14 protein-coding genes and 2 pseudogenes are annotated in these 12,469 nt (G+C 47.4%); 13 read left to right on the forward strand and 3 right to left on the reverse strand.

What is annotated here, in order from left to right; translation table 11 throughout:
• Window positions 1-100 precede the first annotated feature (100 nt).
• From H6H02_RS25955 to H6H02_RS25985, 7 genes and pseudogenes are all read left to right on the forward strand, one after another.
• A pseudogene (locus H6H02_RS25955) lies at window positions 101-526 on the forward strand (N-acetyltransferase); the annotation flags it as partial.
• A gap of 122 nt (window positions 527-648) precedes the next feature.
• The gene (locus H6H02_RS25960; RefSeq protein ID WP_190823234.1) at window positions 649-1,611 is read left to right on the forward strand and encodes an aldo/keto reductase; all 963 of its coding nucleotides are present in this window, start codon (window positions 649-651) and stop codon (window positions 1,609-1,611) included.
• A 332-nt stretch (window positions 1,612-1,943) separates the two neighbouring features.
• On the forward strand, window positions 1,944-2,183 hold the full coding sequence (locus tag H6H02_RS25965; protein WP_190823236.1) for a hypothetical protein: 240 nt from the start codon (window positions 1,944-1,946) through the stop codon (window positions 2,181-2,183).
• Between the two features lie 364 nt (window positions 2,184-2,547).
• Window positions 2,548-2,943, forward strand: a complete 396-nt coding sequence (locus tag H6H02_RS25970; RefSeq protein WP_190823238.1) for a hypothetical protein — start codon at window positions 2,548-2,550, stop codon at window positions 2,941-2,943.
• Between the two features lie 187 nt (window positions 2,944-3,130).
• On the forward strand, window positions 3,131-3,337 hold the full coding sequence (locus H6H02_RS25975) for a chlorophyll a/b-binding protein (RefSeq protein WP_190413854.1): 207 nt from the start codon (window positions 3,131-3,133) through the stop codon (window positions 3,335-3,337).
• Window positions 3,338-3,434: 97 nt separating this feature from the next.
• Window positions 3,435-3,905 (forward strand): DUF4383 domain-containing protein, encoded by a 471-nt coding sequence (locus H6H02_RS25980; RefSeq protein WP_190823240.1) that lies wholly within the window; start codon window positions 3,435-3,437, stop codon window positions 3,903-3,905.
• 288 nt (window positions 3,906-4,193) lie between these two features.
• Window positions 4,194-5,825: an NAD(P)/FAD-dependent oxidoreductase gene (locus H6H02_RS25985; protein ID WP_190823243.1), complete on the forward strand. Its 1,632-nt coding sequence runs from the start codon at window positions 4,194-4,196 to the stop codon at window positions 5,823-5,825.
• Window positions 5,826-5,930: 105 nt separating this feature from the next.
• Here the strand turns inward: H6H02_RS25985 and H6H02_RS25990 are convergent, their stop codons facing one another.
• On the reverse strand, window positions 5,931-6,176 hold the full coding sequence (locus tag H6H02_RS25990) for a hypothetical protein (RefSeq protein ID WP_190429206.1): 246 nt from the start codon (window positions 6,174-6,176) through the stop codon (window positions 5,931-5,933).
• A gap of 79 nt (window positions 6,177-6,255) precedes the next feature.
• Window positions 6,256-6,729 carry an HAD-IIIA family hydrolase gene (locus H6H02_RS25995; RefSeq protein ID WP_190823244.1) on the reverse strand — a complete coding sequence of 158 codons (474 nt, stop codon included), beginning with the start codon at window positions 6,727-6,729 and terminating at the stop codon, window positions 6,256-6,258.
• Between the two features lie 444 nt (window positions 6,730-7,173).
• On the opposite strand from H6H02_RS25995, the gene H6H02_RS26000 reads away from it, so the two are divergent.
• The 6 genes and pseudogenes from H6H02_RS26000 to H6H02_RS26015 all read left to right on the forward strand — a co-directional run bounded on the left by H6H02_RS26000 (window position 7,174) and on the right by H6H02_RS26015 (window position 11,022).
• Complete coding sequence (locus H6H02_RS26000) at window positions 7,174-7,500, forward strand: alpha/beta hydrolase (RefSeq protein ID WP_190823246.1); 327 nt, start codon at window positions 7,174-7,176, stop codon at window positions 7,498-7,500.
• Window positions 7,501-7,629: 129 nt separating this feature from the next.
• A complete protein-coding gene (locus H6H02_RS26005) occupies window positions 7,630-7,986 on the forward strand; it encodes an alpha/beta hydrolase (protein ID WP_190823248.1) in 357 nt (118 codons plus the stop codon).
• Window positions 7,987-8,174: 188 nt separating this feature from the next.
• Window positions 8,175-8,690: a DEAD/DEAH box helicase gene (locus H6H02_RS26820; RefSeq protein ID WP_199329603.1), complete on the forward strand. Its 516-nt coding sequence runs from the start codon at window positions 8,175-8,177 to the stop codon at window positions 8,688-8,690.
• Window positions 8,687-9,025: a hypothetical protein gene (locus H6H02_RS26825; protein ID WP_199329605.1), complete on the forward strand. Its 339-nt coding sequence runs from the start codon at window positions 8,687-8,689 to the stop codon at window positions 9,023-9,025. The genes H6H02_RS26820 and H6H02_RS26825 overlap by 4 nt, the downstream gene beginning before the upstream one ends.
• A 45-nt stretch (window positions 9,026-9,070) precedes the next feature.
• Entirely contained in the window at window positions 9,071-9,772 is a 702-nt protein-coding gene (locus H6H02_RS26830) for a helicase-related protein (RefSeq protein WP_199329607.1), read from the forward strand.
• A gap of 211 nt (window positions 9,773-9,983) precedes the next feature.
• A pseudogene (locus H6H02_RS26015) lies at window positions 9,984-11,022 on the forward strand (SDR family oxidoreductase).
• An 89-nt stretch (window positions 11,023-11,111) separates the two neighbouring features.
• Here H6H02_RS26015 and H6H02_RS26020 read toward each other — a convergent pair.
• On the reverse strand, window positions 11,112-11,828 hold the full coding sequence (locus tag H6H02_RS26020) for a Crp/Fnr family transcriptional regulator (RefSeq protein WP_190823250.1): 717 nt from the start codon (window positions 11,826-11,828) through the stop codon (window positions 11,112-11,114).
• Window positions 11,829-12,469 lie beyond the last annotated feature (641 nt).

Genomic DNA, 12,469 nt, shown 5'->3' on the forward strand with positions numbered 1-12,469 from the left:
GCTTACTATATACTTTTTACTCATTGGACAGCTCGGTGGTAGTTGGTTAAGACTTTTACCTTAAATACTACCCAATTTATACCCATCGATTTGCCCTTGACAGGCTACTAGCCACACTGAGCAGTTTATTGTTGATGCCTTGCGTAACTCAGGGAACTTGACAGTTTCTCTCGTTGCCGAAGTGAATGGACAAATCGTTGGTCATGTTGCTGTATCCCCGGTTTCCATTTCCGATGGGAGTCAGGGTTGGTATGGACTCGGTCCGATCTCTGTCGCTCCGGAACATCAAGGCATTGGAATCGGTTCACAGCTTATGAAGCAGGCGTTGGCTACGCTACGCGAACTTGGTGCAGGTGGATGTGTATTGCTTGGCGAACCAAAATACTACAACCGTTTTGGTTTCAAGAGCCAGCCAAATCTTGTTCTACCCGATGTTCCGCCTGAATACTTCCAAGCGATTTCGTTCGGCGCACGGATACCCAGTGGAGTTGTCTCATTCCATGAGTCATTTAGCGTACAGAGCTAACAGCGCTATTACAAGATCCAGCTCTCGTGTGCCTCTAGCAAGATGTTGTGAACCTTTCCTTGCGTTTGAATTTGCTCATAGCCATATGCACTTAAGCAATCGGTGGCAGCCAAGGAGAACAGATGTCAGAAAGTACGCCAAACTCAGAAATGCTATACCGAACTCTCGGCAGTACAGGAGAGCGCGTTTCTGCGATCGGACTCGGTGGCTGGCACATCGGATTGAAGAACGTGGATGAGCAACTGGGTATCCGGATTGTTCGCGCTGCGATCGATCGTGGCATCACCTTTATGGATAACAGTTGGGATTACAACGGTGGAGTCAGCGAGATTCGCATGGGGAAAGCGTTGCGCGATGGCTACCGAGACAAAGTTTTCCTGATGACGAAAATTGACGGTCGCTCCAAGAAAGAAGCCGCAAGACAGCTAGACGAATCACTGGAACGCCTGCAAGTTGATTGCATCGATCTCGTCCAGCACCACGAAATCCTCCGGTTCGAGGACCCGCATCGAGTTTTCGACCCAGAAGGGGCAAATGCCGCTTTGATAGAGGCGCGGGAAGCTGGCAAAGTCCGATATATTGGCTTCACCGGGCACAAAGACCCCCAGATTCATCTGCATATGCTGGAAGTTGCAGCCAGTAATGGGTTTAAGTTTGATGCGGCTCAGTTGCCTCTGAATGTGATGGATGCCCACTACCGAAGCTTTGCGAAGCTGGTTGTGCCAGAACTGGTTAAACAGGACATCGGCATTCTGGGGATGAAAAGCTTGGCAAACGGGATTCTGTTACGGTCAAATACGGTAACGCCAATTGAATGTCTGCACTATGCGCTGAATCTACCGACATCGGTTGTGGTTACGGGAATTGACAGCATGGAGATTCTCGATCAGGCGTTTGAAGCGGTACGGACATTTCAGCCAATGAATGACGAGCAGGTGCGATCGCTCTTAGCAAAAACCGCAGAAGCCGCATCGCGCGGCGAGTTTGAGCCATTCAAAACTTCATCAATTTTCGACAGCACTGCCCAGCATCTAGATTGGCTGGGAGAGGAGCCACAGCGCATTCAGCAATTGATGCCAACATGATCGAAGACGCGATCGCAAGTTTATGGCACGCTTGAGGATCGATGACAATCTCTACAACCGTCCATTGCAAATGATAGCTTTAGCTTTCATCAAAGCAGCTATTTTACACACTTTCCTATAAGAATCACAATTTGCTTGATAGCAAGTCTTGCTTCTCGATCAAATAAATAGCAAATGTTAACTCTAATTGTGCTTTACCATACTTTTTGGCTGACTCCCCAGTAATATTTCCTATTGAATTAGTCATAGAGCCAGTCCTGACCGGAGATAGAAAACCTCTAAGAAGCTAAAGAATATCCTTGTAGAATAGCCTGATTTATAAGGTGCAATTTATGACAATAGAAAATCCTAAAGACAATCGGCAAGATGACGTTAAATATGACCCTCAAGATAATCCTGGACGCGAAACAACTGTACCCACTACAGAAGAGGGTGACACTCCGCTTGATGAGAGATATCGAATGACCAGTCAACAAGCCGATTCTGAAGTCAGTCCCGGTGCGGAACCTGAAGCTCCTGGAGCTGCTCCTAAGGTGGTTGGCGCTCCGAATCAAGGAACTGACTCTCGTTAAAAAGATTAAAGATTTCTGAAAATTAGGCAAATCTTTGATAAGGATGAACGGCTCGCCTCAGCTCTATCCCGCTGCTCTAAGGATTCTGGGTTAAGAGCTAGATTTAGCGATCGCAAAACCAATCAAGTATGCGCTCCCAGGTAACTTTGTAGGTTGGGTTGAGAGAAGAAACCCAACTCAATTGTCTGTTGAGTTTCGCGGCTTTATACAACGAACTGAAGTGCTAGTTGCTCTCACTGAAATGCTGCTTCTGGCTTGTGTATTTCGTCCTAGTTGTGGCTGATGGCGATCGCGAGTGAAGCCAGTGGAAGGGGAGAGGTTGATACCACAGTAATTGTTTAAGAGATTCACGGAGAAATTAGAAATGAGTAATGCATCCATGCCGAATCAAGCAAGTGAGCCAAATCAAGAAGTTGGTGCATCTCAACAGGCTCAAGTTTTTGCACCCTCCGATGCAGGTGGAAGTGCTGTTTTAGACGCAAACATTGCAGCAGGAGCCAGCACAAACCCAGAGGGAGAAGCGATCGCTCATCCCATCGCCTCCAATTTCTCATCCACAACCGGAACCACAGGCGATGCCAAAACTGCTGGAGCTTCAACGATTGCAGGCTCTTATGCGGCAGATGGCGAGCAGACGGAAAAAGGTCGCGTTAATCTTCACAACAATCCCGACGTACCCGGTAGCGATGCTCAAGGAACGCTACCCGATACTGACCCAATTCAACGTCCGATCGATCCGGAAGTCAATCATCCGGAATAAAAGTTCGGGCTTTTCTCCCCAATTTTAATCGGTTAATCAGGATACTTTTTCTTGTGCCAATATTAACAGTTGAACGTTACAAATCGAATCTTTAGATATAGGTAGAATGCAATCCTAATGGTAGACAATACCAGCAAATCTACTCGATAGCATGAAATCAAAACAACGCCATTGAGAACTATTCGCTATGAAGAACTCAACCATCAATACTGCTAAAACTCCTACGGTCGCTCCAGCTTATAACGGTTCCGATCGCAATGCTTGGATTTTTGGCTGGAACCCACAGCAAGAGCTATGGAACGGTCGCCTAGCAATGCTGGGTTTTGTCGCCTATCTTCTTTGGGATATGGCAGGTTATAGCGTTCTTCGGGATGTACTCCACCTGGTTCGCTAGAAGTTGAATATTCAGTTAGAAACTGTCTGTATTTCTCCAACAGCAGCAAAACACTTGTTTAGCCCCCACCAAAATTTTTTAAAACCAAAATACTGCCATGCAAACATCAACATCGCAAACATCAACATCTTCAGTTTCTTCAATTCGTTACGCTGCTCTAAGCCTAGGTCTGCTTTTCTTGTCACTTGGCTTAGCTGGATTTATGCCTGGTTTTGTCAATCTCTCTGAGAACTTAACCTCTGAACCCGGCTTCGGCTATATATTCGGGGTATTCCCCACCAACTATTTTCATAATGCAATCGGTGTTTTAGTGGGTGTTTGGGGAATTGCTGCATTTACTAGCTTAAGCGGATCAATTGTGTTCAATCGCATTTTCGCTCTCCTTTATGCAGCAGGTGCTATTTTAGGATTGCTGCCCTTTGCAAATACCCTGTTTGGGCTTACACCGCTTTTTGGAAATAATATCTGGCTCAATGCTCTAACTGCTGCGATCGCGTTCTACTTCGGATTTGTGAAGTCAGCAGAAATCGCTACGCCAACTTCATCGAATGCTCAATCTAGCGTGTAACAAGAATAACTTTCTCGAAGGAGAGACAGTGTTCTAATGCTTACCGCCGGAAATTATTTCATGTGCGTTCCTTGGTGCTTATTCTAGGATGCACAAGTAGTCCCACAAGGACTACTTTTTTTGTGTTCGTTTCAGTATCAATGCAAGAGATAGCTTTAAGCCCTTAAATAACTCAACTGAGTATCACGCAACGTGTAATTTTAAGAAAGCCCCCGATAACAACGAGGGTTCTGAGTATAAAGTTGCACAGGACGTTAATTAATAACTGCGTGAGGAGAAAAAGCTATCATGAGTCGTTCCCCACTCTTCGACAACTTAGCACGTGCTATCCGCATAGCTCGCTATTGCCAAGAGCAAAATATCTCCACCAACGAGGGAATTGAGCGAATCGCATCTCTAGAGGCATTGATGACGGTACGGCGCACGAATCGGCGCGAATTTCTTACTGATATGGGCAAGCTGAGTGCGATCGGCGCGACAATAGGAGTAGGCTCAGGATTGCTTCACCGTACCCTCGCAGCTCCTGTACCAGCAGATATAAAAGTTGGGATTGTGGGGGCTGGTTTAGCCGGACTTGCTTGCGGGTACGAACTGCAGAAAAAGGGGATTAACGCTACCGTATTTGAAGCAAGCAATAGAACTGGCGGTCGCTGTTATTCTCTGGGAGGCGATTTTGCTGGGAGTGTTACTTTTCCCGGTCAGGTTGTGGAAAGAGGCGGCGAGTTTATTGACAACTTGCACAAGACGATGCTGGGATACGTGCGGGAGTTTAACCTCAAGACAGAAGATTTATCAAAACAACCAGGAGAAGTTTTTTACTATTTCAACGGTCAGCGCTATTCAGAGTCAGTGGTTGTGGATGAATTCCGCGATTTTGTTGCCGCTATGCGTACCGACTTGCGATCGCTTTCTGCACAGCCAACCGCCGACAATTATACTGATGCTGACAAAAAGCTCGACTTGCTCAGTCTGCGAGACTATCTAGATAGCCGTAATGCTGGAAACCTAATCAAAGGTGTTATCAAAGCTGCTTATGTTGCCGAGTACGGTTTAGAAATTGACCAGCAAAGCAGTCTCAGTTTTCTCTTTTTCATTCACGCCGACAAGCGCTCGAAGTTTAGACCCTTTGGTGTCTTCAGCGACGAGCGCTATCACGTCATTGGCGGCAACCAGCAAATTGTTGAAGGTCTGCGTAACCGACTGCAAGGACAAATTAACTATAACAAGCAGTTAGTAGGAGTTCGCTTTGATAGTGCAGGCAAAGTAGAATTAACATTTAATGATGCCTCATCTGCCAAATATGATGCAGTTGTCTTTGCGATTCCCTTCTCAACTTTGCGCCAAGTTGATTTAAAAGGTCTTCAACTGCCTGCCGAAAAGCTATTTGCGATTAATAATTTGCGCTATGGAACCAACGCTAAGATGATGGTTGGCTTTAATAGTCGCCCTTGGGTTGCCCTTGGCAGCGACGGCTCATCCTATTCAGATTTATCAAATCATCAAAACACTTGGGAAACAAACCCACAAAATGCAACGAATAATAGAGCAGTGCTGACCGACTACTCTAGTGGAAATCGAGGCAAAAACATTAATCCTAATCAAGTTCAGCAGGAAGCAGGGGCTTTTCTCAACGACCTCAACCGCGTTTTTCCTGGCGCTTTAAAGGCAGCCACACGCAACGGCAATAATTTTTTAGTGCATCTAGAACACTGGCCTTCTAATCCCCTATTTCAGGGCAGTTACACCTGCAATCACCCTGGTTATTTCACAACAATTGCAGGTAATGAAGGTAAGCCGTTTAAAAGTATTTACTTTGCTGGCGAACACGCTAACTCTTTTTACGAGTGGCAAGGTTTTATGGAAGGTGCTGCTTTATCAGGCATCGATGCTGCCAGGAGAATACTTAATACTAAAGTTTGATGTTGCACAGGTTCACTCGCCTGCCCATTGAAAAGGTACACCTACTCGTTGGGCAGCTTGTTCGTCTTCCGGGCGATCGCTTACATACAGCGAATTTTGCTGCGATCATACCTCCTGCTGTGCTTGAATTTCATCGAGCAACATCTCGTCAGAGTAGGATTTTTCCCATTCACCCTGAAGTTTGAGCCGCACCGACTTCGCGCCACCACTGGGCGTACAAACGACCCAGTAGGTATCCTCCTGCCCTTTAACCTGCGCCGCATCCCGGTTTTCTGCGTTGTTGTCAAGCCCAGAATAGGCTTGAATGCACGTCCAGGTAATGCCGTCGCTATCTGTAATCTCTCGTTCCATGAGTATCCTCTCTTGTTACCGTGCTTCTGTCAGGTTGGGAGCGATCGCTTGTTGATGTTGCACAGGTCCAATCCCATGCTCATTGAAAGGGTACACCTAATCGTTGGGCAGCTTGTTCATCTTCAGGGCGATCGCCTACATAGAGCGAATTTTGCGGAGTATGTTTGTGTCTGATCATTGCTAGTTCCAACATACCCGATCGCGGTTTGCGATACTGTCCAGACCACTTGGTTTGGCTGTGGTTATGAACATTGTGATGAGTGACGCGGAAACACTTTTTGCGCTCAAAGTCGGGGCAGAAGTAGATTTCTCTCAATTCAGGGAATAACTCAAGCGTGTATTGCTGTTCCTGGATACACCGTTGCATAGACTTATGACCTGCGGCAACTCCACCTTGGTTGGTGATGCCGACAATAATCCAATCATCTTTGTAGGCGCGAATGGCAATATCAGCACCTTCAATAATGCGTTGATCTTCGGGATGTTGGAAGTATTGTTGTCCGCTGAGTGGTTCGCGGAGCGTGCCGTCCATGTCTATTAGTAATAAGCTCATCGTTCCTTGATAAAACTTCCTGTTTTATCCGACATCTTAAGCTGCGAGTCATTTCTTATCCTCTAGCTAATGGTATGCACTGAGTAAGAGCGATCGACGGATCAACCTATCTTCTAAACCAGTGAAATATTAAATTAATGTGTAATTAAAAATACAAAAACCGGGAACACTTTTTTTGTATTCGAACGTGATGATTCTCACGTTTGCTTCTCTACAAATTATCTATAAAATATTTAAAAATCATCCTAAAGATAAAGTTGTGAATCGATAAAGTGCTATAGGGTTAACTTGAGTTAACGGAAGATGTACGGCGCGAACTGCAATTCGTACTGGTTGATTCCGCTGACGAAGTATTGACAGAAACCCGATCGCCCGTAAAGCACACGAAACTGATGTTGATTAGCTAAATTCTTTGAGCAAGGGGACAATTTAGTGAATTGTGACTTGAGCGAAAAGCAGATCGATATAGAAGGGTACAGGACGACTTATTTAGAAGGGGGAGAGGCATCAAACTCAGATCCCATCCTGTTTTTGCATGGCTGGACAACGTCCACTGCACCCTACCGCGAAAGCTTAAAGTTTCTATGCCAACGGTATCGTGCGATCGCGCCCGATCTACCCGGTTTTGGAAAATGCACTCATCCGAAATGCGCTCCCGATAGCGCTAGTTATGTCAATTGCATCGTTTCTTTTCTACAAGCATTGAACATTCAAAAAGCGCATGTAATTGGACATTCAGGGGGAGGCTCCATAGCGGTAGCGAAGCGGTAGCGCTCTGAGCGCGTCGCCCTAGCCGCCACAAGACCATCTTATGTAAGTAGCGTCATCATCTCAGACAGCACAGGAATTCCGCTTGGCAAATTACCAAAGGTTGCACTGGGGAGATCAATTGACATGGTGATGCAAACTCCAAAGGTGAAAATTATGCCGATGCTGCGATTTTGCCGAGCTTTGCTTCACAACTGGGTATTTAACACTCAGAATATGATTCAATGCACGCGGCTTGCACTTAACGAGGATTTACGACCACTCCTACCACAGGTTAAATCTCCGACTCTGGTTATGTGGGGAGGAAGCGATCGCTTTATTCCGTTGCAATTATGTTATGAGTTTTCACAAGGCATTCCAGGCGCTCAGAGGCTCGTTGCTCAAGGAGAACATCATGAATGGGCTATGTTTCGTCCAGAAATATTTGTGCCAATTATATTTGATTTTTTGAGTGAAGTTGAGAAGAGTGAAAATCCTGGGATTGTTTGAAAAAATAGTTCCTTCAATCGAGATTATTAAATAAATGGTGAAATCTAAGTTGTGTTAATAGTAACAATCTGGTTTAACTCAAAACTCTTCCTTCGGTCAAGGTTAAGACAGTCTGCAAGGATGAAGTTGTAATTCTAAATACTTTTTAGCTTTAAAAGTAAGAGATTGTGGCTGAAGGAGCTTTACAAATGACTTACGACAATTACCGCAACCAAGGTCAGCAAGACGATTATTTTGATGCCGATTTCTCCAAAGCAGGCGATCGCCGCATGCAGAAACAAAGCAAACGCTCAAACCAGCAAAAGATCCGCCAAATTGCGCGAGAAAGGTTTGGCTATGAGTCTTTTCGAGCAGGGCAGGAAGCTGCGATCAAAGCTCTTCTCGATGGTCATGACACCCTAGCGGTGATGCCCACAGGTTCGGGGAAATCAGCAATTTACCAGATCGCAGGTACTTTAATTCCCGGTTCGACCGTCGTAATTTCACCCCTGATTGCTCTGCAACGCGATCAGGTTGAGTCAATCGCACGGCAGGATGTGGGTGAGGCGGCTGTGGTTAACTCTACCGTGCCGACTGCCGAGCGAGAGGAAGTTTTTGAGGCGCTGGAAGAGGAAAAGCTTGAGTTCCTGTTTCTCCCACCGGAGCAGTTCAACAATCCAGAGACACTGGAGCATTTGCAACATTCTAACCCTCGCTGTTTGTGATTGACGAAGCCCACTGTATCAGCGAATGGGGTCACGATTTTCGACCGGATTACCTGAGACTTGGTAGTGCGATCGCAGCACTAGGTCATCCAAGGATACTCGCACTGACAGCTACCGCTGCACCGACTGTACGCGAAGAAATCATCGAACGCTTGGGAATGCATGACCCCCAGGTTATCGTGCAGGGATTTGATCGCCCGAATATCTGGCTGGGTGTTAAACAATTTGACGATGAAGCCGAAAAGCATCAAACCTTTGTGAAATGGGCTGTTCGTGCCAAAAAACCCGGTATTGTCTACGTTGCCACTCGCAAGAAAGCAGAGGAGGTGGCCTAGGCGCTATGCGACAAGGGTGTCAAGGCGATTTTCTACCATGCTGGGATGAAAGCTAAGGAACGGGAGGAAGCTCAAGCGACGTTCATGAACGATGAGGCTGAGGTGATTGTCGCCACAACAGCGTTCGGGATGGGTGTGGACAAGCCGAACGTGCGCTTTGTCTTTCACCACGACATCAGCGATTCTGTCGATTCCTACTACCAGGAGATGGGACGGGCAGGACGAGATGGAGAAAAAGCCTTAGCAATATTGTTCTACTGTCCCGATGACCTTAACATCCGGCGATTCTTGGCGAGTAGCGGTCAGGTTGATGCCCAAGAGGTAGAACAGGTTGCAGCAGTTGTTCAGGAACAGGATGAACCGATTAAGCGGCGGGACTTGCGAGAACAAACGGGTCTTTCTCAGGCGAAAGTTGCAACAGCACTCAGTCGTTTAGAAGAAGTGGGTGTTGTCGAAATGCTGCCGACAGGTGAGGTTGTCGAGAGCGAACAACCGCCTGAAATAAGTGAAGCCGCCCAAGAAGCTATCCGTGCCCAGGATCGCTATCAGCACTATTTGCAATCGCGCCTAGAAATGATCCGGGGCTACGCTGAGGTACGCGACTGTCGCCGCAAGTACCTGCTCAACTACTTTGGTGAAAAGCTTGAAGAACCCTGCGGCTTCTGCGACAACTGCAAAGCTGGGGTAGTTGTGGAGGATGGCTCTAAGCCCTTCCCACTATCGAGCCGTGTTGTTCATTCCTCCTAGGGCGAAGGGCTAGTGATGCGCTACGAGGGGGATAAGATGGTCATCCTGTTTGATGAGGTGGGGTCCAAGACTCTCAGTGTTGACCTAGTGACGCAGCGCGGTCTGCTCAAGCAAGCAGATAGTACCTATTCCCTCTGAAGGCTTCCGAGGTCGAATTTATCTCGCTTTCATTCAACCAGTTTTTCATAAGGATTCATAAGGAGTATTAGTCATGCAACTTAAACCCATAGACCAACAAGTAGTCGTCGTTGTAGGAGCTTCCAGCGGTATTGGGCGAGAGACAGCGATTCAATTCGCGGTGCGGGGGGCGAAGCTGGTCGTTTCGGCTCGTAGCGAACCAGGGTTGGATTCTCTAGTCGATGAAATCAGGCAGATGGGAGGCGAAGCGATCGCTGTCCCGGCTGATGTCGCAGATTTTGATCGGGTAAAAGCGATCGCAGATAAAGCTATCGAGCATTACGGGCAACTTGATACCTGGGTGCATTTAGCCGCCATCAATCTCTACGCGACGTTTGAGCAGACAACCCCAGAAGAGTTTAAGCGCATCATCGATGTGAACCTAATGGGACAGGTACACGGGGCGATGGCGGCACTACCCCATCTCAAGCGCCAGGGACGAGGATCGCTGCTCCATGTCTCCTCAGTGGAAGGCAGACGTTCCTTCCCATATCACAGCGCCTATGGAGCTTCCAAGCATGGGATTGATGGCTTTCTGGAAGCGATGCGGGTGGAGTTGATGCACGAGGGTTTCTCCGGCATCAATGTCACGAATATCATGCCAGCCTCCATCAATACACCTCTGTTTAACAAATCTCGCACCAAAATCGGCGTAAAACCCCAAGGACTACCGCCGTTCTACCAGCCGGATATCGTAGTAGACGCTATCCTCTCCGCGGCTTGCCACCCAACCCGTGACATGATTGCTGGAGGCGCAGGGAGGGCGGGCGATGTCCCTAATTCAGAAGCTCTCGCCCCAGTTAATGGATACCTTGTTGCTGCAGGCGGGAGCGGGCTTTAAGCTACAGGAAACCAGTGAGCCGAAGTCCGAAGAGGCTCCAGATAATTTATTTGAGCCGATCGCAGGCTTCGATCGCGTTGAGGGAGATTTTAGCAAGAACTCACGGGCGAACAGTTACTCCACCTGGCTGGAAACCCATCCAACAGCAAAGTGGGGTGCGATCGCTGTACTAGGAGCTGTAGGGTTAGCGGTACTGGCGGCGTCAGTGTCTAACACCAGTAAGCTCATTTAGCCTGGAGTTGCGAGATAACGGCTTTGATCAACATTAAGCTGTGCGAACGGCTAGAGAGAGAAGCGATCGCTTCTCTCTAACAACAATTCTCAACCGTTCTTAGTGCCTAGCAACCTAGCGTACTCGCCCTGGATGACTTGATAACACTCACACGAAGTCGCTTCCAATTCTTCCCGATTCAGGATGGTAACTTTGCCACGGGTGTAGCGAATCAGTCCTGCTTGTTGAAGAGCATTAGCCACCTCCGTGACACCCGCACGTCGTACACCCAGCATCTGACTCATAAATTCCTGAGTCAGGGGCAACTCGTTTGACTCTACACGGTCACAGACGAGCAGCAGCCAACGAGCAAGTCTCCCCTCCAGATAATGAAGGCGATTGCAGGCAGCGTTTTGCGAGACGAAGGCGTACAGCGCTTGCATGTAGCGCAGTAGAAGACTTTGCAGTGAACCACCCCGTTGAAACTCGGTTTTAAGCACACTTGCCTTCATCCTCATGGCAGAGTCTGGTACCTGCACCGTCGCGGTTGTAGTGGCGATGTTATCTCCCAAAGCGGGGAGGAGACCCGCAACTCCGTCATTTCCCACTAAGGCCACTTCGACCATTGAGCCATCTGACATCGTGGAGAGCGAAGAAATGATTGCCTGATAGGGAAAATAGACGTATTCAAGTGGTTCACCAACCTCGAAAAGGACTTGTTTAAAAGAGAGCGAGACGCGCTCTAGATTGGGAACAAGGCGTTGGTACTCAGCATCTGGCAGAGCAGCTAGCAGTCGATTTCTTGGCTTGGCTGAGGCTTCGGACATCGGGTATTAGGAATGTTCTCGAGTTGAGTCGTTGCAAAAAACAACTGACGGCATCAGGAGAAGATTTTAGACCCTAGTCCGAATGTCAAGAGGTGTTTAATTGACCAGGAATAAAAACCCGGTTCTTTCATGCTAGCGAATCAAAATTTTGTGCCGCCTCTCCCGCTTGCGGGAGAGGCGGCACAAACCTAATAGAGGGGGGAGATGGAGGGTTGCATCGCGCGATCGCAAGCTGCTGTGATGTGTTAGCGAAGCCTTCCGCAAAGCGATCCGCAAAGCTTAGATATAGTGGTTCTCACTCTTAGTGGGACTTAGACAAAAACTAAGGCGAAAATGGCTTCAAACCTAGACAGAGAAGTATTTTCAGATCGAATATGCATAAATCTAGTATTCATAAGGGTTTCAGGCGTTTTTAGGTCATCGACCTCTTTTCCTTGCCCAGAAAGCTTTTCAGCCCCTTTAGAGCCTTGAAATTTGTTTAATCCCAGTTGGGTTTAATAATGGCATAATTGATTAAAGCTCCTTTTCGAGTGGGTTATCAGGGTTGTCAAGATGGTCAGAGTTGTCAAAATTGAGATTACTGAAGAAGCTGAAACTCTAAAAAAGCTGCTAGTTCAGCAAAAAGACAAACGTACCTTTGA

The sequence above is a fragment of the Coleofasciculus sp. FACHB-1120 genome (genome assembly GCF_014698845.1).
In the GTDB taxonomy this organism is placed as follows: Bacteria; Cyanobacteriota; Cyanobacteriia; order Cyanobacteriales; family FACHB-T130; genus FACHB-T130.

What these genes read in the sequence shown, in the direction of transcription:
- H6H02_RS25970 (WP_190823238.1), top strand. Translation starts at nt 2,548, where the DNA reads ATGAGTAATGCATCCATGCCGAATCAAGCAAGTGAGCCAAATCAAGAA.
- H6H02_RS26005 (WP_190823248.1), top strand. Translation starts at nt 7,630, where the DNA reads ATGCAAACTCCAAAGGTGAAAATTATGCCGATGCTGCGATTTTGCCGA.
- H6H02_RS25980 (WP_190823240.1), top strand. Translation starts at nt 3,435, where the DNA reads ATGCAAACATCAACATCGCAAACATCAACATCTTCAGTTTCTTCAATT.
- H6H02_RS25960 (WP_190823234.1), top strand. Translation starts at nt 649, where the DNA reads ATGTCAGAAAGTACGCCAAACTCAGAAATGCTATACCGAACTCTCGGC.
- H6H02_RS25985 (WP_190823243.1), top strand. Translation starts at nt 4,194, where the DNA reads ATGAGTCGTTCCCCACTCTTCGACAACTTAGCACGTGCTATCCGCATA.
- H6H02_RS26820 (WP_199329603.1), top strand. Translation starts at nt 8,175, where the DNA reads ATGACTTACGACAATTACCGCAACCAAGGTCAGCAAGACGATTATTTT.
- H6H02_RS25995 (WP_190823244.1), bottom strand. Translation starts at nt 6,729, where the DNA reads ATGAGCTTATTACTAATAGACATGGACGGCACGCTCCGCGAACCACTC.
- H6H02_RS25965 (WP_190823236.1), top strand. Translation starts at nt 1,944, where the DNA reads ATGACAATAGAAAATCCTAAAGACAATCGGCAAGATGACGTTAAATAT.
- H6H02_RS25975 (WP_190413854.1), top strand. Translation starts at nt 3,131, where the DNA reads ATGAAGAACTCAACCATCAATACTGCTAAAACTCCTACGGTCGCTCCA.
- H6H02_RS25990 (WP_190429206.1), bottom strand. Translation starts at nt 6,176, where the DNA reads ATGGAACGAGAGATTACAGATAGCGACGGCATTACCTGGACGTGCATT.
- H6H02_RS26020 (WP_190823250.1), bottom strand. Translation starts at nt 11,828, where the DNA reads ATGTCCGAAGCCTCAGCCAAGCCAAGAAATCGACTGCTAGCTGCTCTG.
- H6H02_RS26830 (WP_199329607.1), top strand. Translation starts at nt 9,071, where the DNA reads ATGAAAGCTAAGGAACGGGAGGAAGCTCAAGCGACGTTCATGAACGAT.